The sequence below is a fragment of the Seonamhaeicola sp. ABD4_175 genome (assembly GCF_056160885.1).
Genome location: NZ_JBSWYC010000004.1, coordinates 417,667 through 442,006 on the forward strand (window position 1 = coordinate 417,667; position 24,340 = coordinate 442,006).

Sequence of the window (24,340 nt, forward strand, 5' to 3'; positions counted from 1 at the left end):
AACTTTTTTATTTTTTTATACTAAACTAGCATTAAATTTTATAAACATTCACTTTTATCATCAAACCGTATCTATAAAATTCTTTTCTGTTTTATTGAATATAATCATTCCTATAAAAAATATTACCAGAGTAACAGACAATGTATAAATAAACATTTCAATATTAAAACTACCTGAACTTAACAACATATATCTAACACTTTCAACAACAAAGGTTAACGGATTGTATTCTACTACCCATGCATAATCAGGAAGTTTTTCTTTAAAAAAAGAAACAGGATACATAACAGCAGAAATGTACATAAGTAATTGTAAACCAAAATTAATTAAAACCTTTAAATCTCTGTATTTAGTTATTAATGAAGAAATTACCATACCTAAACCCAAACCTAACATACCCATAATAATAATGATTACAGGAAATAAAAAGGTATGCTTATTTAATGAAATTTCTGCTCCTTTGTTGTAATAATATATATAGAATACAGCAAAAACAAGTAGCTGAATACCAAATTTTAACAAGTTTGAAATAACCACTGATAATGGTACTATTATACGCGGAAAATACACCTTACCGAAAATGCCCGCATTGGCAGAAAATGTATTTGATGTTGACATAAAACACACTTTAAAATAGTTCCAAATGGTAATACCCGCCAAATTAAACAAAAACGAAGGCACTGCTCCCGTTGAAATATTTGCTACATTATTAAAAATTAATGTAAAAATAACTGAGGTAAATAAAGGCTCTATTAAATACCACAAAGGCCCCAAAATGGTTTGCTTGTATACTGTTACAACATCACGCTTAACAAAAAGCATTAGTAAATCTCTGTACCTCCAAACTTCTTTTAAATTTAAATCTATTAATTTTCGTTTAGAAGATATTGTAAATAACCACTCGTTTGTTTGATGCTTGCCCAAAAAAATTAAATTATTAGTAGGTTTATTTTTTAATTATAGATTTTATTTTGTCAATTAATCCTGTTTTTGCTTTAGCGGCTTCATGATATCCATTAGCATAGTTACCGTAACCATAGCCATAACCATAGCCGTAACCATAACCATAGCCGTATTTTGCTTTTTGGTCATAACCATTATAAACTATACTAATGTTTTGTATTTGCTTATTTCTATATTTTTCATTTATAAAATTAAGCATACCTTTTTTTGTGTAATCTTGCCTAACCATGTAAATTGAGGTATCTACAAAATCAAATAACTCTAAAGCATCGGCTACCAAGCCCATAGGTGGTGTATCTAAAACAATGTAATCATACTGCTGTTTTAATTGTGTTATTAATTTATGTAACTTAGGGCTGATTAATAACTCTGCAGGATTTGGCGGTATTGGCCCTGAGGTAATAACATCTAAAAACTCAACCTCAGTTGTTTGTACTATATCTTTTAAAGCATCTTGCCCTATTAAATAATTAACTACACCAATTTCATTTTTAATATTGAAGTCTCCAAAAATCTTTGGTTTTCTTAAATCTAAACCAACAAGTACCGTTTTTTTTTCGCTTAATGCAAAAACGGTGGCCATGTTTATTGAAGTAAACGTTTTGCCTTCTCCACTAACTGATGAAGTTACCAAAAGTGTTTTAGCGCCTTCTAAATTTTTAGTTTTATAGAAGTATTGAAGATTTGAGCGTATTGCTCTAAAAGATTCTGCTACGGCCGATTTTGGTTTTCTGTGTACTATTAAATTATTATCTAACGGATTTTTCCCTACAACACCTAAAATAGGTATTTGAGATAGTTGTTCAACATCTAATGGGCTATGTATACTATTGTCTAATAACGTAAAAATAAATGCCAATATTAACGGAATAATTAATGCTATTAAAAACGCAAAAACATACCTAACGTTTAAATTTCTGCCTAAAACTTGTGCGCCTGTATTTTTAGCAGAATCAATTACCAAAATATCAGATACATTTGATGCTTTTATAATTTCTGCTTCACCGCGTTTAGCTAAAAACACATTATATGTTTGCTCACTTAATGTATATTGGCGTTCTATGGTAATTAAACGCTGTTGGTCTTCGGGTAGTTTACTAAATTGAGATTCAACTTTACTTAACCTACTACTAACTAATTTTGATTCGCGTTTTAGCACATTGGTAGCCGCTTTAATATTTTCAAGTAATACATTTTTTAAACCTTCAATTTGCCTATTTAAATCATTAAAAATACTAGCATCATTACGTACTGAATATTGAAGTTTTGATTTTTGAACCGAAAGCTCATTTATTTTAGACACATTATTCAAAATATTAACATCATTTATACCTGCTATTGATGGCGCAGGAATATCAGTAAAAGTGCTACTTGTAGTTAAATACCCTTGTAAATTTGCGTAGTAATTTAGCTGTCTGTTTATACTTTCTTTTTCAGCATCTAAATCTGTAAGTTTTTCATTTAGTATTACGCTTTCATCATCTAAACTAAATATTTTATTCTTTTTTCGGTACTCATTTAAATCTTCAGCATTTTTACTTAACTCGCCTTTTACTCTAGATATTTGTTCATCAATAAACTTAATGGCATTAGTTGCATATTGGTTTTTTCTATTTAGTTGGTCTTCACTTAAAACAGTTACTATTGTGTTTAAATAATCAACTATTTTACCGGTATTTTTATCTATTAACGATATATCAAGAATTGGTGAATTTGCAGGATTTGATACAGATGTTCTGCCTTTATAACTAGCCACAACACTATCAAAATTACTAAACTGAATATAATAACTTGTTTCTGGGCGCACTATTCTGTCTTCTGCTAAAACTACGGTTCCTTTTAAAAATGGTAAATTTATAGGTGCACCTATTTTAAATTGTTTTGTAAAAACACCTGGAGTAACATCAATAGTTTTAGTGTTTTTGGTAATGTAATTTTGCGCAGCTACGGTAGTTCCTGTAAAATCTACCTCTAACTCAAACGTATCACTGTTTTTAAAGGTAATTTTAACGGGTAAATTAATTAATTGATGCGCATTGTATTCATGATTAAACCTAAAAGGCGCTGCTTTGTAAATATCTTCTTTTCTAAAGCGCCCTTGGGTTAAATAACTTTTGTAAAACTCTAAGCGTTCAACTACTTTTTCATGGTGCGAACGCGATTTTAAAGTAACAACCAAGGTTTGAACTTTTGCTGTTACGCCACCCCAATTAAAAGTTAAACTTGCGTTTGATGTGAATAGCGGATTACTATCATCTTCAATAGAAATTTTAGTACCTAATCTATACGAGAATTCCTCTCTTACATTTTTATAATGCACATAATAAAAACTAATGGCTAAAAGCAGTATAAACCATTTCCAGTAGCTTAAAGCTCTAAACAAAAACTTTTTTATATCAAATGCAGAGGCTGATGTGGTGCCCGTATTTTCTAATATATCAAATTCATCATCCATAAATACAACTTACAAGTTTTTGGCTAAAAAGTACGTAGAAACTAATACTGAAAAAATTGATGCTACCGTTGTTAAAGTTTGCGTAGCAGTTTCGCCTGCCCCTAAAACCTTACGTTTTAAAGGTTTTACTAAAATCATATCATTAGGCTGAATGTAATAAAAAGGCGATTTCATGGCTGTAACATCAGTTAAATCTATGTGGTGTATTTTTTGTCCGTCTGGGTATTGCCTTATTACCAACACATCGGTTCTATCTCCAGTGGTTTTAATATCACCCGCATTTGCTAAAGCTTCAATAATATTAACCCTATCTTGGAATAAGGTGTAAACACCTGTTCCTCCAGTTTCGCCTGTTACAGTGTAACGTAAACCAGCTAGTTTTACAGTAACAAAAATTTCAGCAGTTTCTTTAAAATATTGTTTTAAAAGTTCTGTTTTAACCTTGGCTTCAATATCTTTAATTGTATAACCTAACACATTAATTTCACCTAAAATAGGAAACTTTATATTGCCATGTAAATCAACAGTAAAACCCGTAAAGTATAAATTTGCTCCACCTACGTTTTGCCCAGAGTTTTCTTGAGATGTTGGATTAAAAATACTAACCAGCTCTTCATCTAAAGCCTTAACATTTATATACAAAATGTCATTAATTTGAACTCTGTATGGTTTTGAAAGTTCTTTAATTTGAAGCGAATCACTTATTGATGTTCCTTTATCCTGCAAATACACCACATCTTTGTTTGTAATGCATGAGCTAAATAACACAGTAAAAAGCAATATAAGTAACCAATAACAATGTTTCATTAAAAATAGGTTGAGTAAACACAAATATAGGTTTTCAAAGGGAATAATAAAACTTCAATCGGATTTTATAGATATTTGCACGTTATTTGCAAAAAAAGCGGGTTTATGAATTATTTAACTGTTGAAAACATATCAAAATCTTACGGTGAAGTTGTGCTATTTGAAAACCTATCATTTAGCATTCATAAAGACCAAAAAATTGCCTTTGTTGCAAAAAATGGTACGGGTAAAACCTCTATTTTAAATATTCTTTCTGGTGATGACCAAGCCGATACCGGTAATGTTATTTACCGCAAAGACATTAAAGTAGCATTTCTTTCGCAAGACCCAAAATTTGATAAAAACCTAACGGTTGAAGAAACTATTTTTGCAAGCGAAAACCCTATTTTAAAGGTAATTCACAACTACGAACAAGCGCTTTTAAATCCTGAAGACACCGAAGCTTACCAAAAAGCTTTTGAAGCTATGGAACAACATAATGCTTGGGATTTTGAAACGCAATACAAACAAATACTTTTTCAATTAAAACTAGATAATTTAAACCAAAAAGTGGCGCTACTTTCTGGCGGGCAAAAAAAACGTCTTTCATTGGCTAATGCCTTAATAAACAAACCAGATTTACTTATTTTAGATGAGCCTACAAACCATTTAGATTTAGAAATGATTGAATGGCTTGAAGCCTTTTTTGCTAAAGAAAATATTACCCTTTTTATGGTAACGCATGATAGGTATTTTCTTGAGCGTGTGTGTAATGAAATTATAGAGTTAGATGGTGGCGAATTATACAATTATAAAGGCAATTATTCGTATTACTTAGAGAAAAAAGAAGCGCGCAAAGAGCGTGAAGCTATTGAGGCCGGTAAAACAAAACAACTATTTAAAAAAGAATTAGAATGGATGCGACGCCAACCTAAAGCGCGCACCACAAAATCTAAATCTAGAATAGACGATTTTTTTGAAATTAAACACAAAGCGCACCAACGCCGTAAAGAACACCAGGTACAATTAGAACTTAACATGGAACGTTTGGGAAGTAAAATTCTTGAGTTTCATAAAGTTTCAAAAGCCTTTAAAGACAAAGTTATTTTAAAAAGCTTTGATTACACCTTTAAAAAAGGAGAACGCGTTGGTATTATTGGTAAAAACGGCACAGGTAAATCTACATTTCTTAATATTTTAACCCAAACCGCTCAACCCGATGCCGGTAAAATTGTAAAAGGCGAAACTGTAAAATTTGGCTACTACACCCAAAATGGTATTACCGTAAAACCCGAACAAAAAGTTATTGATGTTATTAAAGAGTTTGGTGACTATATTCCTCTTAAAAAAGGTAAACAAATTAGCGCCCAACAACTGTTAGAACGTTTTCTTTTCAGCAGAAAAAAACAATATGATTTTGTTGAAAAACTAAGTGGTGGCGAGCGTAAACGATTGTACTTGTGCACCGTTTTAATTCAAAATCCAAACTTTTTAATTCTTGATGAGCCTACCAATGATTTAGATATTGTTACCCTAAATGTACTTGAAGAATTTTTGTTAGATTTCCCTGGTTGCATTATAGTTGTATCGCATGACAGGTATTTTATGGATAAAGTCATTGATCATCTTTTTGTATTTAAAGGTGATGGTGATATTGAAGATTTCCCAGGAAATTACACAGATTATAGAGTTTATGAAGATAGCCAGCCTTCCATTTCAAAAGCTACGGAAGACAAAAAAGACAAAACCGCTTGGAAAGAAAACAAAGCAAGCAAACTAAGTTACAACGAAGAAAAAGAACTTAAAAATATTGAAAGTAAACTGAAATCTTTAGCATACGATAAAAAACAATTAGAAGACAAATTTTTGAATCCAGATTTAACACAAGAGCAAATAAACAAACTATCAGAAGAACTTCAAGGTATTATTGATACCATTGAAACTAAAGAAGAACGTTGGTTTAAACTATCTGAAAAACTAGAAAACTAGTGTTTTGAAGTTATAAAACATGTTATACCAAACCATACAGTACATAAAATTTCTGTTAAAATCTACCAATCAACATGGTGTACACTCACCTTTTGTGTACAATTTGGTAACCAAGTGTTTTTATAACAAAACAACCTTTAAAGCTTACAATAGCCTAAAAAACTACCAAAAATCACTTCAAAAAAACAACACACGCATTTCGGTAATAGATTTAGGTCCGGGTTCAAAAAAAACAACTTCAAACCACCGAAAAGTAGCCGAAATAGCCAAAACAAGCGGCACTACATTAAAACGAGCAAAGCTACTTTTTAGGCTTTCAAAATATTTAAAACCCAATAATGTTTTAGAGCTTGGTACTTCATTAGGTATTGCTACACACGCTATAGCTCTTGCAAACAACAACACTAACATTTTAAGTATTGAAGGTTGCCCTAATATTTCAGAATTTTCAAAAGAAAACTTAAAAAACTTCAAAAATATTCAAATTAAAAATGGCGATTTTTCAACCATACTTCCTGAGCTTAAAAATCAAAGTTTAGATCTTGTCTTTTTTGATGGCAATCATCAAAAAGAACCTACTCTACATTATTTTGAAACCCTTTTACCAACCGTAAACAACAACACCGTTTTTATTTTTGATGATATTTATTGGTCTAAACAAATGAGTGAAGCTTGGGAAATTATAAAAACACACCCAAAAGTTACTGTAACCATTAACACCTTTTTTTGGGGCTTTGTCTTTTTTAGAAAAGAACAAGGTAAAGAACATTTTGTTATTAGAGTTTAATAATTCTACTTTACATACCATTTTAAAACAAGCAGTAAAAACTTTTAACTTTTGCCTTTTCAGTTTTTTACTTTTAACTTTGAAAATATGAAAATTTACACAAAAACAGGCGATAAAGGCACTACTGCTCTATTTGGTGGCACACGCGTACCCAAACACCATATTCGTATTGAAAGTTACGGCACCGTTGATGAGCTTAACTCATACATTGGCTTAATTAGAGACCAAAATATACAAGAACAGTATAAAAATACACTCATAAAAATACAACATGAACTTTTTACTGTTGGCGCTATTTTAGCCACAGACCCTGAAAAAGCTGTTTTAAAAAACGGCAAAGAACGTTTGAATATTAATAAAATTTCAGACGAAGAAATAACGCGTTTAGAGCACGAAATGGATACCATGAATGCCGCTTTACTACCCATGACACACTTTGTACTTCCTGGTGGGCACCAAACCGTGTCATTCTGTCACGTTGCCCGTTGTGTGTGCCGTAGAGCCGAACGTTTAGCTACAGCCCTTAATGAAACAGAACCTGTTGAAACCAACGTTTTAAAATATTTAAACCGTCTTTCTGACTACCTTTTTGTATTGGCACGAAAGTTGACACTCGATTTACAGGCAAATGAAGTAAAGTGGATTCCAGAAAAACACTAAAACCATTTGGATAACCAAGTATTAACCTTGCAAAATGTAAAATTTTTACGCTTTTGTAACGTAAAGAAAAACGCTCTTTTAATTAATGATTAAATAATGCACTTTTTTCTTGCACGTTTAAACTAAAAATTTATTTTTGCAAAAAATTAAACCTAGAAGAAATGTATTGGACTTTAGAACTAGCATCTTATTTAAGTGATGCCCCTTGGCCGGCTACAAAAGACGAGCTAATTGACTATGCTATTAGAACTGGAGCACCTTTAGAAGTTGTTGAAAATTTACAGTCTATTGAAGACGAAGGTGATTCATATGATTCTATTGAAGAAATCTGGTCTGATTATCCTACAGATGAAGATTATCTGTGGAATGAAGATGAATACTAAATAAAAAGCATAAAAATAGTTAAAAAGTCTCTTTTTTGAGGCTTTTTTTTATTCTTATAGCTACAAAAACATATAACATAATGTATCTTTGAAAGCACATCAAAAATACATTACAAACTACAGGGTAAACACCCTTAGTAAATATAAATACACATTATGAGTTTTTTAAATTCTGTCTTAAAAGTATTTGTAGGAGACAAATCAAAACAAGACGTTAAGGCTATTAAGCCAATTGTTGAAAAAATAAAATCTTTTGAGGCTGCTTTAGAAGCCTTATCACATGACGAATTACGAAATAAAACCGTAGAATTTAAAGCTAAAATAGCCGAAGCTTGTCAAGATTTAAACAACAAAATAGCCACACTTACACAACAAGCCGAAAACACCGAAAATATTGATGAACGCGAAGATATTTACCTAGAAATAGATAAAATACATGACGATGTTTACGCAAAAACCGAAACCGTTTTAAATGATATTTTACCCGAAGCTTTTGCGGTAGTAAAAGAAACAGCAAAACGCTTTGTAAATAATACAAGTATTACCGTAAATGCCACTACTTTTGATCGTGAATTATCAGGCACCAAAGATTATATAACTTTAGATGGCGATAACGCAACTTGGGCAAACTCATGGGACGCCGCAGGAAAACCAATTACTTGGGACATGATTCATTATGATGTGCAGTTAATTGGTGGTATAGCCATGCACCAAGGTAAAATTGCCGAAATGCAAACTGGTGAAGGTAAAACACTTGTTGCTACACTACCCGTTTATTTAAATGCCTTAGCTGGTAAAGGTGTGCACCTTGTGACGGTTAACGATTATCTTGCAAAACGTGATAGCGCGTGGATGGCACCAATTTTTGAGTTTCATGGCCTTAGTGTAGATTGTATTGATTACCATCAACCAAACTCTGACGCCCGAAGAAAAGCCTACAATGCCGATATTACTTACGGTACAAACAACGAATTTGGTTTTGATTACCTGCGTGATAACATGGCGCATGCACCTGAAGATTTAGTGCAACGTCCGCACCACTATGCTATTGTTGATGAGGTTGACTCTGTTTTAATTGACGATGCCCGTACACCATTAATTATTTCTGGCCCCATACCAAAAGGTGATCACCATGAATTTAACGAGCTAAAACCAAAAGTAGATAACATTGTTGGTGTACAGCGAAAATATTTAACAGGTGTTTTAGCCGAAGCAAAAAAACTAATTGCCTCTGGCGATACCAAAGAAGGTGGTTTTCAACTATTACGCGTATACCGCGGTATGCCAAAAAACAAAGCACTTATTAAATTTTTAAGTGAAGAAGGCATAAAACTACTTTTACAAAAAACCGAAAACTTTTACATGCAAGACAACAACCGCGAAATGCACAAGGTTGATGCTGAATTGTACTATGTAATTGATGAAAAAAATAACCAAGTTGAATTAACCGATAAAGGTGTTGAGTTTATTTCTGGTAAAGAAGATCCTAATTTCTTTGTGATGCCAGAAATAGGTATGGAAATTGCAAAAATTGAAAGACAAGGTTTATCATCTGAAGAAGAGGCTAATTTAAAAGAAGATTTATATAAAGAATTTGGCGTAAAGTCTGAACGCATACACACGTTAAACCAATTACTAAAAGCATACGCTTTGTTTGAAAAAGACACGCAATACGTGGTAATGGATAACAAAGTAATGATTGTAGATGAGCAAACGGGACGTATCATGGATGGTCGTCGTTATTCCGATGGTTTACACCAAGCTATTGAAGCCAAAGAAAACGTAAAAATTGAAGATGCTACCCAAACATTTGCAACAGTAACACTTCAAAATTACTTCAGAATGTACCGTAAACTTTCAGGTATGACGGGTACTGCCGTTACTGAAGCTGGCGAGTTTTGGGAAATTTACAAACTAGATGTTGTGGAAATTCCTACAAATAGATCCATTGCACGCGATGATCGTGAAGATTTAGTTTACAAAACTAAACGCGAAAAATATAACGCCGTAATTGATGAAGTAACACAATTATCAAAAGCTGGTCGCCCGGTATTAATTGGTACAACTTCCGTTGAAATATCAGAGTTACTTGGTAAAATGCTTAGCATTCGTAAAATTCCGCATAATGTATTAAACGCAAAACAGCACAAAAAAGAAGCTGAAATTGTAGACCAAGCAGGTAGAAGCGGGCAAGTAACCATTGCTACAAATATGGCGGGTCGTGGTACCGATATTAAATTAAGTGATGAGGTTAAAAAAGCCGGCGGTTTAGCAATTGTTGGTACAGAGCGTCATGATTCACGTCGTGTAGACCGCCAGTTGCGTGGTCGTGCAGGACGTCAAGGTGATGTTGGTAGCTCACAATTCTATGTATCCTTAGAAGATAATTTAATGCGTCTTTTTGGAAGTGAACGTATAGCCAAAATGATGGATAGAATGGGCTTAAAAGAAGGTGAAGTTATTCAACATTCTATGATATCAAAATCTATTGAACGTGCACAGAAAAAAGTTGAAGAAAATAACTTTGGCGTGCGTAAACGTTTATTAGAATATGATGATGTAATGAATGCACAACGTGAGGTAGTTTACAAACGCCGCAAGCATGCCTTACATGGTGAACGCCTTCGTGTAGATTTAGCAAACATGATTTATGATACCTCTGAAGGTATTGCGCAAACAAACAAAGCGGCTAATGATTATAAAAACTTCGAGTTTGAATTAATTAGATATTTCTCAATGAGTTCTCCAATTTCAGAAACTGAATTTGGTAAACTTTCAGAGCAAGATATCACTTCAAAAATATACAAAGCTGCTTTTGATCATTACCGTGAAAAAATGGAACGCAATGCCGAAATTGCTTTCCCTGTTATTGAAAATGTATACGAAAATCAACGCGATAAATACAAACGCATTGTAGTACCATTTACCGATGGTGTAAAAAGTTTAAACGTTGTTACAGATCTTGAAAAAGCTTACCAAACAAATGGTAAACAACTAATTACAGATTTTGAAAAAAATATTACACTAGCCATAATTGATGATGCATGGAAAACGCATTTACGTAAAATGGATGAGTTAAAACAATCTGTTCAATTAGCTGTACATGAGCAAAAAGATCCGCTTTTAATTTATAAATTTGAAGCTTTTGAATTATTTAAAGAAATGATTGACCAAGTAAATAAAGATGTTATTTCATTTTTATTTAAAGGTGAATTGCCGCAAGAAACGCAAGACAACATACAAGAAGCCAGAGCAAGAAAACAAGAAAAAGTACAAACTACTAAAGAAGAAATACCAAATCTTGATGAACGCTCAGCTCAAAATAGAGCTGCTAGTAATACGCAACAGCAGCAAGTTGTTGAAACCATTGTACGCGATAAACCAAAAATTGGACGTAACGATCGTGTTACCATAAAAAATGTAATGAATGGCGAAAACAAAACTGTAAAATTCAAACAAGCTGAACCTCTATTAGCTAAAGGCGAATGGGTTATTGTTGAAGAATAGTATGTATTTCATTACAATAAAAAAGAAAATCCTGATAAGTTTTATCAGGATTTTTTACTTTTCTATATTCGCTTTTAATAACCAATTATAAGCAAAACTCTAAATTTAGCTTTTTTGAAACGTAGAAAATTCATAAAAAAAAGTATTTATAGTACTATTGGTATTGGAGCAGTTACGGGCTTATACGCGTGGCAACTTGAACCTTATTGGTTAGAATTTGTAAACCTACAAATGCCTATTAAAAACTTACCAAAACACTTAGTTGGTAAAACTATAATGCAAATAAGCGATATACATATTGGTAATCATGTTGATGATAATTATCTTATTAAAGCATTTAAAAAAGCTCAAGCTTTAAAACCAGACATTGTTGTTTATACAGGCGATTTTGTGCATTATGATAGCCCTGAACAATTCGAACAATTAAAAAAAGTAATGCAACATGCTGTAAAAGGAAACATGGGCACCTTGGGCGTTTTGGGCAACCATGATTACGGTGAAAATTGGGAAGAAAGCCATGTTGCCAACACCATTACAGATATTGTAAATACGTTTGGAATTACTGTACTTAGAAATGAATCTACTAATATTAATGGTTTAAACATTATTGGAATTGACGATTTTTGGGGTACTAATTTTAACCCAGAAAAAGCGCTTGCTAATTTTAATGCTAACAATGCTAACTTAACTTTATGCCATAACCCTGATGTGTGTGATTTAGATGTATGGAATAATTATAATAGTTGGATTTTGTCTGGGCATACTCATGGCGGACAAGTAAAACCTCCGTTTTTAAAACCTCCTATTTTACCAGTTAAAAACAAATTATACTCGGCTGGTATTTTTAATTTATCAAACCACAGAACATTGTATATAAATAGAGCTTTAGGGCACCTATACCAAGTGCGTTTAAATGTAAGACCCGAAATAACTTGCTTTCAATTAGAAACTAAAATATTTTAACAAATACTAATTTAATTAGATAAACGGTTTATAATTACTTATTTATTAAAAAATAGATGTAAAAAATTTGATTTTATAATAATTAAAATTTAATTTTATAAAAACACCTTCTAATACAGGCAATTAACTAATAATAAGTTGCCTATTTAATATTTAATAAAATAATGTTATGGGTTTATTTAAGATAAAAAAAAACATGGATATTATAGATAGATTACTACGAGGTGTTATTGCGCTGGTAATTGTTATTTTATCTATTACTGGAGTTTTAACAGGAACTGCTAGCACAATACTGTTAATTTTAGCTGGAATATTTATACTAACAAGTATTACTGGAAATTGTCCTTTATATGTGTTATTTAAGGTTAACACCTGCAGAGTAAAACCAAAAAACTAACTACGTTAACTTTAAGATTATATTAGGATCTGGGCAATTTTCTAAATAAAAATTCAACTCATTTTTTGAACACACTCCTGGATAATCGCCTACACAACCTTGTAAATCTTTTATAATTTGAAAGTGTAAATGTGGTGGGTAATTTCCGTTAACAGCTTCATCTCCTAAAGTTGCTATTTGTTCGCCTTGAACAAATGTTTTACCTACTTCTATTTGTTTAATAGATTGTAAACTTAAATGACCATAGAGTGTGTAAAAAGTATGCTTTTCAACCGTATGCTCTAGTATAATTGTTGGCCCATAATCGCCAAAATTGGTATTATTTTTAAAGCTGTGTACTTTACCGTGTAGAGGTGCTAAAATAGGCGTATTCACATCAATCCATAAATCTATACCCAAATGGATATTACGCTCTTGCTCTGTGTTACTAAAATGATTACTTCGTCTGTAAATTCCACGTGCTTCTTTATAACCTCCAAATGCCACTAAAGCATTATTTTTTGCTTTAATTTGATTAATAAAATTCCCTAAATATTTAGGTGATGATACATCTACCTGTTTTAATGCGTCGTTATTTTCCGATAGGTTTAATGCAACATATTGAGATTTTAAAATGGCTTCACTTAAAACATGTAATGGCTTTGAACTAATAGAATTTAAAATAGTGTGCAGCCCCATAAATTATAATTAATTTAAAACATCGGCATACAAATCAAAATCTTCAGCTTCGGTAATTATAACTGTGGTGTATTCACCAGTTTTTAAATAGGTTTTTGTAGCATCAATTAAAACTTCGTTATCAACATCGGGCGAATCAAACTCGGTTCTTCCTATAAAATAATTACCTTCTTTTCTATCAATAATAACCTTAAACTCCTGCCCTATTTTAGCTTGATTTAGCTCCCAAGAAATTTGTGATTGTATCTCCATAATTTGGTTAGCACGATCTATTTTAACTTCTTCAGGTACGTTATCTTCTAAATTATATGCATGTGTGTTTTCTTCATGTGAATAAGTAAAACAGCCCAAACGCTCAAAACGCATTGTTTTTACCCACGCCTTTAATTCTTCAAAATCAGCTTCGGTTTCACCAGGATAACCAACAATTAAAGTAGTACGGATAGTCATTTCTGGAACAGCTTTCCTAAATTGTTCAATTAATTTTGTGGTTTTTTCTTTGGTTGTACCACGGCGCATGCTTTTCAAAATACTATCAGAAATATGCTGTAACGGAATATCTAAATAGTTACAAATTTTAGGTTCGCGTTTCATAACATCAAGCACATCCATTGGAAAGCCAGTTGGAAATGCATAGTGCAGCCTAATCCATTCAATACCTTCAACTTTTACTAAAGCTTCAAGAAGTTCAGCTAAATTTCGTTTTTTGTATAAATCTAGTCCGTAATAGGTTAAATCTTGGGCAATAAGTATTAATTCTTTAACACCATTTGCTGCAAGTTTTTCAGCTTCAACAACTAAATCTTCAATAGGTGTACTACGGTGTTTACCACGCATAATAGGTATGGCGCAAAAACTACAAGGCCTATCGCATCCTTCAGCAATTTTTAAATAAGCGTAGTTTTTTGGGGTGGTTGTTAAGCGCTCTCCAACAAGTTCGTGCTTATAATCGGCTCCCAAAGCTTTTAACAAACCAGGCAACTCTGTAGTGCCAAAATATTGGTCTACATTTGGTATTTCCTTCTGTAAATCTGGTTTATAGCGCTCACTTAAACAGCCTGTTACAAAAACTTTATCAACATCACCTGCTTCCTTTTTTTGCATAAACTCTAAAATAGTATTTACACTTTCTTCTTTGGCATTGTTAATAAAACCACAAGTATTTATAACTACAATATTACCTTCTTCTTCATGAACAACGTCTTTACCACTTGCTTTAAGTTGCCCCATTAACACCTCGCTATCGTAAACATTTTTACTACAGCCTAGGGTTACTACATTTATCTTGTTCTTTTTTAATGTTTTTGTACGCATACTATTTTAAATATGGGTGCAAAGATACGGAATGATTTAAGATTTATAATTTTAAATTAGTTACTATTAAACCTTTAGTATATTTGAATGTCTTAATTATGAAATAACTCCAAATTATGAAAAACCAAACCTACTTATTTCTGTTTTTAGCAATAGTTTTTTTTAATTGTTCTACGGAAGAAACTACCACTAACACCAATGTAGCTGATGATGGTTCTATTTACTTTCCTGAAGCAAATACAACAACTTGGGAAACTACACCCATTGATAATTTAGGCTGGAACACCAATAAACTTGAGACATTATTACAGTTTTTAGAAACTAATAACACCAAAGGTTTTATAATGCTTCACAACGGAAAAATTGCTGTTGAAGCATATATGAATGGACATGATAGCAACAAGCTTTGGTATTGGGCCAGTGCAGGTAAAACACTTACTTCAACACTTTCTGGTATTGCTCAAAATGAAGGTTTAATTGATTTAAACCACAAAATTTCTGATTATTTAGGTAATGGGTGGACGCAAATGCCCATTGAAAAAGAGCATTTAATTACTTGTAAACATTTATTATCAATGAGTTCTGGTTTAGATGATAGCTTAGGAGACAAAACAAACCCTGAAAATCTGCAATATAAGGCCGATGCTGGCACACGTTGGGCATACCATAATGTTTATAAAAAAATGCAAGATGTTTTAGTTGAAGCTAGTGGCACGCCATTTAAAAACTATTTTAACACCAAATTAAGAGATAAAATTGGTATGAACAGTAATGGAAATTGGTTAGAACTAAACGATTTTAATGTTTATTGGAGTGATACGCGAAGTATGGCCCATTTTGGATTATTAATTTATGCAAAAGGCAAATGGAACAACGAGCAAATTGTTTCTGAAGCTTTTTTAAACGAAGCCACAAATACTTCACAAAATATGAATAAATCATATGGTTATTTATGGTGGTTAAACGGAAAACAACAATACTTATTACCAGGAAGTCAATTACAATTTGCTGGTAGTTTAGTACCCAATGCACCCATTGATATGTTTGCCGCTTTAGGTAAAAACGATCAAAAAATTTATATTGCTCCTAGTAAAAAATTAGTAGTTGTAAGAATGGGAAATGCAGCTGAAAAAGAAACCTTTGCCCTTTCTAGTTTTGATAATGACTTATGGAAAAAAATTAATGATCTAACAAATTAATTGTTTAAAAAAAATTCCCGTAAAAAACAGGAATTAAAATTTTTATTTAAAGAAGGAATCTACAAATTCAAACTTATTAAACACTTGTAAATCATCAATACCTTCACCAACACCAATATACTTTACAGGAATTTTAAATTGATCTGAAATACCAATTACAACGCCACCTTTGGCTGTTCCATCTAATTTTGTAACTGCTAATGATGTAACCTCTGTAGCTGCTGTAAACTGTTTAGCCTGTTCAAAAGCATTTTGGCCAGTAGAACCATCTAACACCAAAAGCACATCGTTAGGTGTATCTGGTACAACTTTTTGCATAACGCGTTTTACTTTGGTTAACTCATTCATTAAATTAACCTTATTGTGGAGTCTACCTGCGGTATCAACAATAACCACATCTGCATCTTGTGTAACAGCACTCTGCAACGTATCAAAAGCAACCGAAGCTGGGTCACTACCCATACTTTGCTTTACAATTGGTACATCTACCCTGTCTGCCCATACTTGTAATTGATCTATCGCTGCAGCTCTAAAGGTATCGGCTGCTCCTAAAACGACTTTTAAACCTTGCTTTTTAAATTGATTTGCTAACTTACCAATAGTTGTTGTTTTACCAACTCCATTAACACCTACCACCATAATTACATATGGTTTTTTATCTTTTGGAATGGTAAACTCTGTTTCTTCACCAATATTTGTTTCACTTAATAAGCTAGCAATTTCTTCTCTAAGAATAGTATTAAGCTCATCGGTACCAAGATATTTATCTTTGGCTACTCGTGCCTCTATGCGTTCAATAATTTTTAAAGTGGTATTTACACCAACATCACTACTTACAAGTACTTCTTCTAAATTATCTAAAACCTCATCGTCAACTTTAGATTTTCCTGCTACGGCCTTACTTAATTTACCAAAAAAACTGGTTTTAGATTTTTCTAAACCTTTGTCTAATGTTTCCTTTTTTTCAGAAGAAAATATTTTTTTAAAAAAACTCATTCTTTTGAATGTTTATGTGTTTGTTGTTAGCTTGTTTACTTAATAGCTAAACATTACTTGTGCACTATTACACATTATGATATAACAAATATTTAGCCACTATTTTTTTCTGCCATAATAGCAGAATATTCTTTTTTTATAATATACCTTTTTAGGAATGTAAAATGAAAAACTACTTTTAAAACAGGTTTTTAGTAGTTTAACACGCCAAATATAAACATAAAAAAACTGCTTTCTTACTAAAAGAAAGCAGTTTAATATTTTGATAAGAAAGGCTTACTAATTTTTATTCAAAAAATCATTAACTTCTTCTGGAGACATAATAGCCTCAACAAAAGTATAAGCGCCTGTTTTAGGTGACTTTACCATTTTTATGGCTTTAGTTAACCTTTTAGATCCTGTTTGTAACGATGCTACTGCTTTTTTTGCCATGACTTAATTATTTTATCTCTTTATGAACTGTCATACGCTTAAGGATAGGGTTGAATTTTTTCAATTCCATTCTATCTGGCGTATTTTTTTTATTTTTTGTAGTAATGTATCTAGAAGTTCCTGGTTGACCAGAAGCTTTATGCTCTGTACATTCTAAAATTACTTGTATTCTGTTGCCTTTCTTTGCCATTTCTTAATACTTTTTAAACGCAGCTATTATTTTAAAAATCCTTTAGATTTAGCTTCTTTAATTGCTGCAGATATACCTATTTTGTTAATAGTTTTTAAAGCAGACGTAGAAACCTTTAAAGTTACCCACTTATCTTCTTCTGGAATATAAAAACGTTTTTTAACTAAGTTAGCATTGAATCTGCGCTTAGTTCTATTTAACGCGTGTGATACGTTGTTTCCAACCATTGCTTTCTTCCCGGTAAGTTCACAAACTCTTGACATTATTATATAACTTTAAATTTTTGTTGCTTAAAATCGAGGTGCAAATATACAAAATATTTACATTATGACAATCTTATTTTTATCTATTTTTAAAAATTTCTTTAAGAAGTAATTCTAAAGCCTTATTTACAGCCCTATCTATAACCTTTATTCTGTGATTTCCTAAGCTAAACATTTGAGAAAAAACAGCGTTTTTTGTAGCTATAGCAATGTAAACGGTGCCAACTTCTGCATCAGAATCGCCTTTTGTGGGGCCTGCATTTCCTGTTGTAGCTACTGCAAAATCTGTATTAAAAAGTTTTAAAGCATTACTAGCCATGGCTTCGGCAACTTGCGCGCTAACTACAGAGTGTGTGTTAATTATATCTTTTGAAACGCCTAAAACATTTATTTTAGATTGTGTTGAATACGTTACAACACCACCTTTAAAATATGCTGATGCACCAGAATTTTTGGTAAACTGTTCGGCTAAAGTACCGCCTGTACAACTTTCTGCTATAGCTAATGTTTTACCTATTTTTGTTAATTGTTTGGCAATGATAACCTCGGCAGAACCATCTTCGTCTTCAAAACCAAAAAACTCTTCTTTTATAAGTGGTATTACTTTATCAACTTGGGCATCTACTCGGGCTTTTAAAACGGCTTCATCAAACCCTTTTGATGATAAGCGTAAACGCATTTTTCCTAAACTGGGTAAATATGCTAATTTCATATCGGTTGGTAATGCGTCTTCCCATTGCTCTATTTTTGCTGCCAAAGCACTTTCACCTAAACCATAAACTAAAAGTGTTTTATGAATTATATGCGGGCATTTATACTTAGCTTGCAATTTTGGCACCACAGCATGTTGTATAAGTGTACTCATTTCATAAGGTACACCGGGTAATGAAATTATTGTTTTGTTTCCTTTATCAAACCACATGCCTGGTGCTGTACCAAGCTTGTTCATTAACACGGTTGATTTTGAAGGCACCAAGGCTTGATCTTTATTTACTTGCAATAGCTTACCGCCAACGTGTTTGCGCCACAATTGTTCTATATTTTGAAGCACTTCAGGGCTTCTAACAAGTGTATCATTAAAATACTCGGCTATGGTTTTTTTGGTAATATCGTCTTTTGTAGGCCCTAATCCACCGGTTAAAATGATAATATCCGAATCTTTTTCAGCTTCGTTTAAAGCTTTTAGAATATGGTTTTTATCATCTTGAATAGACGTTATTTGATACACTGAAATTCCTATTTTATTTAGCTGTTTGGCTATAAAAGCAGAATTTGTATCAATAACCTGCCCTATGAGCAGTTCATCTCCAATGGTTATTACGTGGGCTAACATTACAAATTAAAATCGTTCTTTATTTCTACAAGTGCATTTTCTACGGCGGTTGTTACAATTTGTAATTGCGCTGTGATATCTTCATCTGTTTTTGTGAATTTACCCCAATCTTGTACTTCTATTAAAGTATCTAGCACGCCAAGTTCAAATAAATCTACAGTTGGTTTCATTTTATGAGCCGCTTGGTATGCTTCATGATAATCTTTTTCTGCTACGGCAGTTTGAAGTCTTTCTAAATCTGGCGCTACTTCTTCTAAAAAAGCTTCGGCTAGTGTTTTAATAAAATCTTCATCATTATCAGCTAACTCGCGTACTCTAAATAATTTGTAATGTTGTTCCATTATTTTACTGTTATTGAAAACATTTCAGTGGTTTGTATAAAACCTGTTAATTTATCGTTAGCATTTACTTTTCCAACCCCTGCCGGAGTTCCTGTAAATATAACATCTCCTATCTTTAATGTGAAATATTTTGAAACATATTCAATTATTTCATCAATTTGCCATAACATGTGGCTTGTATTTCCTTTTTGCACAATATTATTGTTCTTTTTTAAAGAAAACTCAATTGTGTTAACATTGGCAAAGTTACTTTTAGGCAGCCACTTACCTATTACCGCTGATCCGTCAAAGGCTTTGGCTTTTTCCCAAGGTAAGCCTTTTTCTTTTAATTTGCTTTGCAAATCGCGTGCTGTGAAATCTATACCTAGCCCAATTTCATCGTAATACTTGTGGGCAAATTTTTTATCGATATATTTTCCTATTCTATTAATTTTAACCAAAACCTCTACTTCATAATGTACATCATTTGAAAAATCTGGTATAAAAAAGGGTTGTTTTTTAAGTAAAATGGCCGAATCTGGTTTTTGAAAAACAACAGGTTCTAGCGGCTTTTGGTTTTGCAATTCTTCAATATGCTCAGTATAATTTCTACCTATACAAATGAGTTTCATTTATGCTTTGTTTCAAAATTAATTAGACAATTAATGCATTAAAAAGTTATTAAAACAACTTATTATTAAAGCCTCTTAACTTTATATTTGTTAATACTTTTTTGGTGTATAATGGAAAATCTGCATTTAATAACCAACCAAAATATCCTGGTTCTTCAGTTAAAACATCTACTACTTTTTTTCCTTTATGTTTACCAAATGAGAAACATTCTTCACCATCTTTATTAAATACTATAAAACCTGCAAAATCTGCAAATTGTTTTCTAGAGCTAAACTCGGCTAAAAATTTGGTGTTATTTTCAACCTCTTCATATCTTTCAATTTGAGCTTTTAACACTTCGTATGTGGCTTTAGTATCAGCTTCGGCACTGTGAGCACCATCTAAGTTTTTATCGCAATAGAATTTGTATGCTGCACTTAATGTTCGTTGTTCCATTTTATGAAAAATGGTTTGCACATCAATGGCCAAACGGTTTTTCATATCAAAATCTATATCTGCTCTCAACATTTCTTCGGCAAGTAAAGGAATATCAAACCTGTTTGAATTGAATCCGCCTAAATCTGAATCTTTTATAAGGTTATAAATTTCTTTGGCTAATTCTTTAAAGGTTGGTTTATCTGCAACATCTTCATTTGAAATACCATGAATGGCTGTTACCTCTTTTGGTATATTCATTTCTGGGTTTACCAACCATGTTTTGGTGTCTTCTTTTCCGTTAGGAAACACTTTTAATATGGATATTTCAACAATTCTATCTTTTGAAATATTAATTCCTGTGGTTTCTAAATCGAAAAAACAAATGGGTTTTGTTAGGTTGAGTTGCATTTATGACGCTTTTATAAAAATTAATTTGGTTGATATGCAAAAATAGAAAAACCCAACCACATAAGCAGTTGGGTTTTGTAAGTTTATTTTTATATTTATATTTCTCTGTTAGTGTCCCAAGCTTCTAAATAATCTTTTACAGCTTTTACAAACATGCCTCCTAATGCGCCATTTACTACACGATGATCATAAGAATGCGATAAAAACATTTTGTAGCGAATACCTATAAAATCGCCTTCAGGCGTTTCAATAACCGCAGGAACTTTTCTAATAGCACCCAATGCTAAAATACCCACTTGAGGTTGGTTTATAATAGGTGTCCCCATAATACTTCCAAAAGACCCTACGTTTGTAACGGTATATGTACCATCTTGAACATCATCAGGACTTAACTTATTTACTCTTGCTTTGTTTGCTAAACTATTTACTTTTTTAGCCATTCCAACAAGGTTTAACTGGTCGGCATTTTTTATAACTGGCACTATTAAATTACCGTCGGGTAATGCGGTGGCCATACCTAAATTTATATGCTTCTTTTTAATGATTTTACTATCGCCTTGCACCGAAATATTCATCATTGGATACTCCTTAAGCGCTTTGGCTACAGCCTCCATAAAAATGGGTGTAAACGTTAATTTTTCACCTTCACGCTTTTGAAACGCATCTTTATTTTTATTTCGCCAGTTCCAAATGTTTGTTACATCGGCTTCTATAAAACTTTGTACGTGAGCCGATGTTTGTATAGATTCTTTCATGTGATGCGCAATGAGTTTACCCATACGCGTCATTTCTATAATTTCATCTTCACTACTTGAAACAACTATTTCTTTTGAAGATTTTTCAACAGGTTTTTCTTCTTTTTTAGGTGCTACAGTTTTTGTTTCATTAACTACAGGTGCAGATGTTTTGCTTTCTGTATTTCCTTTATTATCAATATATTTTAAAATATCATTTTTAGTAACTCTGCCGTCTTTACCTGTTCCTGAAATAGCATCTAATTCTTGTTGTGAAATACCTTCTTGCTTTGCAATATTTTTTACTAATGGCGAATAAAATCTATCTGCATTTGATACTACAGGCGCAACAGTTTCTTTAGCAGCAACAATGTTTTGTTCAATTTGAACAGCGGCTTGCTCAGGAGCTACCTCAACGGTTTCATCTGTATTAGCACTTGCTGTTTCAGGCAAACTACCTTCGGTTTCAATTACAGCAATTACTTGTCCAACTTGCACCACATCATCTGCATTAAAAAAGCGTTCAACCAAAACACCATCTACCTCACTTGGTACTTCACTATCTACTTTGTCTGTTGCTATTTCTACTATGGGTTCATCCATCTCAATAGTTTCACCTACTTCTTTTAACCACGATGTAATTGTTGCCTCAGCAACACTTTCTCCCATTTTAGGTAATTTAAGCTCAAACTTTGCCATATGTTTAATGTAATAGTTGTTTTCTATTTTCTGTTTGCAAAATTAATGAAAAATAGCCGATTTATTTAAAAATTCAACAATAAATTAAACTAAAACTGAATAACCTCACCTCTACAAAGCGGACTATTACTCCCCAAAATAAAATTTGATTTTCCTGGTAATATTTTGAACGTTAAGTTTTGGTTATTGTACGCTTCCATGATTGCTATTATTTCCTGGTAACTTAAATGGTTTGCATCTAACACTATTTCATCGGCCTTTTGAAACTGTGTTACATCTGTCTTTAATATAGTTTTTTTGTTTAATACTTTACTTAATTTAGTATGATTGCAATTTGAAAACAACACGTACCTTTTAACTTTTTTTTGAGTTATTTTAGGGGTTCCTCTTAAAACATAAGCTATTTTAACACCTAACCACACAAAAGTATCAAACAAAATGTTTTGCTTAAAATGCTTTTTATAAAATATTTGCATAGCATCATAAAACCTTTTTGCATATAATTTATCTTTTAAGGTACTTTCTCCTTTAAAATGAACAACACTTACTTTACCATAATAATAATTTTTATAACCTGCGTTTGTAAGCTTGTAAGATAAATCTATGTCTTCGCCATACATAAAGTAATCTTCATCAAAACCGCCAATGCTATTATAAACACTACGTTTTAAAAACATAAATGCACCAACAAGCACGGGCACTTTACCAATATCATTTTCATTTATATGGTTTGCATAATATTGTTTGGCATTACCAATCATTTTTTTATAAGCTACTTTTACCAAAGGCAAATTACGCTTACTCTCAGGTAAAAAAGTACCAACACCATTAATTAACTTACAGCCAACTGCTCCTAAATTTTTAGTGTTTTCTGCAAAATCTAACAATTTTATAAAAACATTTTCAGGCACTACTGTATCTGGGTTTAACACACACACATACTCTCCCTTTGCTTGTTTAACACCTATATTATTACCTTTTGAAAAACCAAAATTTTTATTATTTTCAATAAGCTTTACGTCAGGAAAAATTGATTTAACCATGTTACAACTAGCATCTTCAGAGTTATTATCAACTACTATAATTTCAGCATCAATGGTTTTAATAGCGGCTTGTACACTTTTCAAACAAAGCTCTAAAAAGTACCTAACATTATAATTCAGTATTACTACAGAAAGTTTCAATATTGAGAGATTACGATTTTAATGAAGTTTCAAAAGGAATTCTATTAACAATACTTCTGCCCAAAGTAATTTCATCGGCATATTCTAATTCATCGCCTACTGAAATTCCTCGTGCTATGGTTGATGTTACCACATTATAATCTTGTATTTGTTTGTATATATAAAAGTTAGTTGTATCTCCTTCCATGGTTGAACTTAACGCAAATATTAACTCTTTTATTTTACCCTCTTTAACTTTATTTACCAACGTTTCAATATTTAAATCATGCGGACCAATACCATCCATAGGCGAAATTTTCCCTCCTAAAACATGATATAACCCTTTAAAAGAACTGGTATTTTCAATAGCCATAACATCTCTTATATCTTCAACAACACAAACAATTTCAGAATTTCTGTTATTTGCTGAACATATTTCGCACAACGTATTATCACTAATATTATGGCATGATGTACAAAACTTTATATCATTACGCATGGTTTGCAAAGCCTCAGTTAACGCTTGGGTTTGCTCTTTGGGTTGGCGTAATAAATGTAACACCAAACGCAACGCGGTACGTTTGCCAATACCTGGTAATTGTGATACTTCGTTCACGGCACGTTCAAGTATTTTTGAAGAAAATTCCATGGCTGCGAATTTACAATTTTAG

Annotated in this window: 24 protein-coding genes; 8 read left to right on the top strand and 16 right to left on the bottom strand. The window is 32.2% G+C overall.

Features of this window, described 5'->3' with window-relative positions:
* Positions 1 to 60: 60 nt before the first annotated feature.
* Genes ACXAG4_RS14580 through ACXAG4_RS14590 form a run of 3 tightly spaced genes read right to left on the bottom strand, consistent with a single transcriptional unit; the run spans position 61 to position 4,225 of the window.
* On the bottom strand, positions 61 to 924 hold the full coding sequence (locus tag ACXAG4_RS14580) for an ABC transporter permease (RefSeq protein ID WP_475296819.1): 864 nt from the start codon (positions 922 to 924) through the stop codon (positions 61 to 63).
* Positions 925 to 946: 22 nt separating this feature from the next.
* Positions 947 to 3,418 (bottom strand): exopolysaccharide transport family protein, encoded by a 2,472-nt coding sequence (locus ACXAG4_RS14585; protein WP_475296820.1) that lies wholly within the window; start codon positions 3,416 to 3,418, stop codon positions 947 to 949.
* A 9-nt stretch (positions 3,419 to 3,427) separates the two neighbouring features.
* Entirely contained in the window at positions 3,428 to 4,225 is a 798-nt protein-coding gene (locus ACXAG4_RS14590) for a polysaccharide biosynthesis/export family protein (protein WP_475296821.1), read from the bottom strand.
* A gap of 105 nt (positions 4,226 to 4,330) precedes the next feature.
* On the opposite strand from ACXAG4_RS14590, the gene ACXAG4_RS14595 reads away from it, so the two are divergent.
* The 7 genes from ACXAG4_RS14595 (at position 4,331) to ACXAG4_RS14625 (ending at position 12,890) form a co-directional block, all read left to right on the top strand.
* Complete coding sequence (locus tag ACXAG4_RS14595) at positions 4,331 to 6,193, top strand: ABC-F family ATP-binding cassette domain-containing protein (RefSeq protein ID WP_475296822.1); 1,863 nt, start codon at positions 4,331 to 4,333, stop codon at positions 6,191 to 6,193.
* Positions 6,194 to 6,212: 19 nt separating this feature from the next.
* Complete coding sequence (locus ACXAG4_RS14600; protein WP_475296823.1) at positions 6,213 to 6,980, top strand: O-methyltransferase; 768 nt, start codon at positions 6,213 to 6,215, stop codon at positions 6,978 to 6,980.
* Positions 6,981 to 7,067: 87 nt separating this feature from the next.
* Entirely contained in the window at positions 7,068 to 7,640 is a 573-nt protein-coding gene (locus ACXAG4_RS14605; protein ID WP_475296824.1) for a cob(I)yrinic acid a,c-diamide adenosyltransferase, read from the top strand.
* 161 nt (positions 7,641 to 7,801) lie between these two features.
* Positions 7,802 to 8,023 carry a DUF2795 domain-containing protein gene (locus ACXAG4_RS14610; RefSeq protein ID WP_019387375.1) on the top strand — a complete coding sequence of 74 codons (222 nt, stop codon included), beginning with the start codon at positions 7,802 to 7,804 and terminating at the stop codon, positions 8,021 to 8,023.
* Between the two features lie 156 nt (positions 8,024 to 8,179).
* A complete protein-coding gene (gene secA / locus ACXAG4_RS14615; protein WP_475296825.1) occupies positions 8,180 to 11,530 on the top strand; it encodes a preprotein translocase subunit SecA in 3,351 nt (1,116 codons plus the stop codon).
* A 114-nt stretch (positions 11,531 to 11,644) separates the two neighbouring features.
* A complete protein-coding gene (locus ACXAG4_RS14620; protein ID WP_475296826.1) occupies positions 11,645 to 12,493 on the top strand; it encodes a metallophosphoesterase in 849 nt (282 codons plus the stop codon).
* 196 nt (positions 12,494 to 12,689) lie between these two features.
* Positions 12,690 to 12,890 (top strand): YgaP family membrane protein, encoded by a 201-nt coding sequence (locus tag ACXAG4_RS14625; RefSeq protein WP_475296827.1) that lies wholly within the window; start codon positions 12,690 to 12,692, stop codon positions 12,888 to 12,890.
* On the opposite strand, the gene ACXAG4_RS14630 is transcribed toward ACXAG4_RS14625, so the two are convergent.
* Together ACXAG4_RS14630 and rimO are read right to left on the bottom strand one after the other, a co-directional pair.
* A complete protein-coding gene (locus ACXAG4_RS14630) occupies positions 12,891 to 13,568 on the bottom strand; it encodes a peptidoglycan DD-metalloendopeptidase family protein (protein WP_475296828.1) in 678 nt (225 codons plus the stop codon).
* 9 nt (positions 13,569 to 13,577) lie between these two features.
* Positions 13,578 to 14,882: a 30S ribosomal protein S12 methylthiotransferase RimO gene (rimO, locus tag ACXAG4_RS14635; RefSeq protein WP_475296829.1), complete on the bottom strand. Its 1,305-nt coding sequence runs from the start codon at positions 14,880 to 14,882 to the stop codon at positions 13,578 to 13,580.
* Positions 14,883 to 14,998: 116 nt separating this feature from the next.
* Here rimO and ACXAG4_RS14640 point away from each other — a divergent pair, with 116 nt between their 5' ends.
* Positions 14,999 to 16,081, top strand: a complete 1,083-nt coding sequence (locus tag ACXAG4_RS14640; protein WP_475296830.1) for a serine hydrolase domain-containing protein — start codon at positions 14,999 to 15,001, stop codon at positions 16,079 to 16,081.
* Positions 16,082 to 16,123: 42 nt separating this feature from the next.
* Here the strand turns inward: ACXAG4_RS14640 and ftsY are convergent, their stop codons facing one another.
* The 11 genes from ftsY to recR form a co-directional block, all read right to left on the bottom strand.
* Entirely contained in the window at positions 16,124 to 17,077 is a 954-nt protein-coding gene (gene ftsY / locus ACXAG4_RS14645) for a signal recognition particle-docking protein FtsY (RefSeq protein ID WP_475296831.1), read from the bottom strand.
* A gap of 279 nt (positions 17,078 to 17,356) precedes the next feature.
* Positions 17,357 to 17,509, bottom strand: coding sequence for a DUF4295 domain-containing protein (locus ACXAG4_RS14650; protein ID WP_475296832.1), 153 nt, complete (start codon positions 17,507 to 17,509; stop codon positions 17,357 to 17,359).
* Positions 17,510 to 17,516: 7 nt separating this feature from the next.
* Positions 17,517 to 17,699, bottom strand: coding sequence for a 50S ribosomal protein L33 (gene rpmG / locus ACXAG4_RS14655; protein WP_133354867.1), 183 nt, complete (start codon positions 17,697 to 17,699; stop codon positions 17,517 to 17,519).
* Between the two features lie 26 nt (positions 17,700 to 17,725).
* Positions 17,726 to 17,962 (bottom strand): 50S ribosomal protein L28, encoded by a 237-nt coding sequence (rpmB, locus tag ACXAG4_RS14660; RefSeq protein ID WP_147134259.1) that lies wholly within the window; start codon positions 17,960 to 17,962, stop codon positions 17,726 to 17,728.
* A 79-nt stretch (positions 17,963 to 18,041) separates the two neighbouring features.
* Positions 18,042 to 19,295 (bottom strand): competence/damage-inducible protein A, encoded by a 1,254-nt coding sequence (locus ACXAG4_RS14665; protein WP_475296833.1) that lies wholly within the window; start codon positions 19,293 to 19,295, stop codon positions 18,042 to 18,044.
* Positions 19,295 to 19,636, bottom strand: a complete 342-nt coding sequence (locus tag ACXAG4_RS14670; RefSeq protein WP_475296834.1) for an Hpt domain-containing protein — start codon at positions 19,634 to 19,636, stop codon at positions 19,295 to 19,297. Before ACXAG4_RS14670 ends, ACXAG4_RS14665 begins: the two co-directional genes overlap by 1 nt.
* Positions 19,636 to 20,247, bottom strand: coding sequence for a fumarylacetoacetate hydrolase family protein (locus tag ACXAG4_RS14675; protein WP_475296835.1), 612 nt, complete (start codon positions 20,245 to 20,247; stop codon positions 19,636 to 19,638). The genes ACXAG4_RS14670 and ACXAG4_RS14675 overlap by 1 nt, the downstream gene beginning before the upstream one ends.
* Positions 20,248 to 20,296: 49 nt before the next feature.
* The gene (locus tag ACXAG4_RS14680) at positions 20,297 to 21,073 is read right to left on the bottom strand and encodes an exonuclease domain-containing protein (protein ID WP_475296836.1); all 777 of its coding nucleotides are present in this window, start codon (positions 21,071 to 21,073) and stop codon (positions 20,297 to 20,299) included.
* A 95-nt stretch (positions 21,074 to 21,168) separates the two neighbouring features.
* Positions 21,169 to 22,506: a dihydrolipoamide acetyltransferase family protein gene (locus ACXAG4_RS14685; protein WP_475296837.1), complete on the bottom strand. Its 1,338-nt coding sequence runs from the start codon at positions 22,504 to 22,506 to the stop codon at positions 21,169 to 21,171.
* A gap of 89 nt (positions 22,507 to 22,595) precedes the next feature.
* Positions 22,596 to 23,690 (bottom strand): glycosyltransferase family 2 protein, encoded by a 1,095-nt coding sequence (locus tag ACXAG4_RS14690; protein ID WP_475296838.1) that lies wholly within the window; start codon positions 23,688 to 23,690, stop codon positions 22,596 to 22,598.
* Positions 23,691 to 23,700: 10 nt separating this feature from the next.
* Positions 23,701 to 24,318, bottom strand: coding sequence for a recombination mediator RecR (recR, locus tag ACXAG4_RS14695; protein WP_475296839.1), 618 nt, complete (start codon positions 24,316 to 24,318; stop codon positions 23,701 to 23,703).
* Between the last annotated feature and the right edge of the window lie 22 nt (positions 24,319 to 24,340).

Excerpts from the sequence above, each read along its gene's own strand:
- ACXAG4_RS14585 (WP_475296820.1), bottom strand. The coding sequence starts at position 3,418 with ATGGATGATGAATTTGATATATTAGAAAATACGGGCACCACATCAGCC.
- ACXAG4_RS14590 (WP_475296821.1), bottom strand. The coding sequence starts at position 4,225 with ATGAAACATTGTTATTGGTTACTTATATTGCTTTTTACTGTGTTATTT.
- ACXAG4_RS14595 (WP_475296822.1), top strand. The coding sequence starts at position 4,331 with ATGAATTATTTAACTGTTGAAAACATATCAAAATCTTACGGTGAAGTT.
- ACXAG4_RS14600 (WP_475296823.1), top strand. The coding sequence starts at position 6,213 with ATGTTATACCAAACCATACAGTACATAAAATTTCTGTTAAAATCTACC.
- ACXAG4_RS14605 (WP_475296824.1), top strand. The coding sequence starts at position 7,068 with ATGAAAATTTACACAAAAACAGGCGATAAAGGCACTACTGCTCTATTT.
- ACXAG4_RS14610 (WP_019387375.1), top strand. The coding sequence starts at position 7,802 with ATGTATTGGACTTTAGAACTAGCATCTTATTTAAGTGATGCCCCTTGG.
- secA (WP_475296825.1), top strand. The coding sequence starts at position 8,180 with ATGAGTTTTTTAAATTCTGTCTTAAAAGTATTTGTAGGAGACAAATCA.
- ACXAG4_RS14625 (WP_475296827.1), top strand. The coding sequence starts at position 12,690 with ATGGATATTATAGATAGATTACTACGAGGTGTTATTGCGCTGGTAATT.
- ACXAG4_RS14630 (WP_475296828.1), bottom strand. The coding sequence starts at position 13,568 with ATGGGGCTGCACACTATTTTAAATTCTATTAGTTCAAAGCCATTACAT.
- rimO (WP_475296829.1), bottom strand. The coding sequence starts at position 14,882 with ATGCGTACAAAAACATTAAAAAAGAACAAGATAAATGTAGTAACCCTA.
- ACXAG4_RS14640 (WP_475296830.1), top strand. The coding sequence starts at position 14,999 with ATGAAAAACCAAACCTACTTATTTCTGTTTTTAGCAATAGTTTTTTTT.
- ftsY (WP_475296831.1), bottom strand. The coding sequence starts at position 17,077 with ATGAGTTTTTTTAAAAAAATATTTTCTTCTGAAAAAAAGGAAACATTA.
- ACXAG4_RS14650 (WP_475296832.1), bottom strand. The coding sequence starts at position 17,509 with ATGGCAAAAAAAGCAGTAGCATCGTTACAAACAGGATCTAAAAGGTTA.
- rpmG (WP_133354867.1), bottom strand. The coding sequence starts at position 17,699 with ATGGCAAAGAAAGGCAACAGAATACAAGTAATTTTAGAATGTACAGAG.
- rpmB (WP_147134259.1), bottom strand. The coding sequence starts at position 17,962 with ATGTCAAGAGTTTGTGAACTTACCGGGAAGAAAGCAATGGTTGGAAAC.
- ACXAG4_RS14665 (WP_475296833.1), bottom strand. The coding sequence starts at position 19,295 with ATGTTAGCCCACGTAATAACCATTGGAGATGAACTGCTCATAGGGCAG.
- ACXAG4_RS14670 (WP_475296834.1), bottom strand. The coding sequence starts at position 19,636 with ATGGAACAACATTACAAATTATTTAGAGTACGCGAGTTAGCTGATAAT.
- ACXAG4_RS14675 (WP_475296835.1), bottom strand. The coding sequence starts at position 20,247 with ATGAAACTCATTTGTATAGGTAGAAATTATACTGAGCATATTGAAGAA.
- ACXAG4_RS14680 (WP_475296836.1), bottom strand. The coding sequence starts at position 21,073 with ATGCAACTCAACCTAACAAAACCCATTTGTTTTTTCGATTTAGAAACC.
- ACXAG4_RS14685 (WP_475296837.1), bottom strand. The coding sequence starts at position 22,506 with ATGGCAAAGTTTGAGCTTAAATTACCTAAAATGGGAGAAAGTGTTGCT.
- recR (WP_475296839.1), bottom strand. The coding sequence starts at position 24,318 with ATGGAATTTTCTTCAAAAATACTTGAACGTGCCGTGAACGAAGTATCA.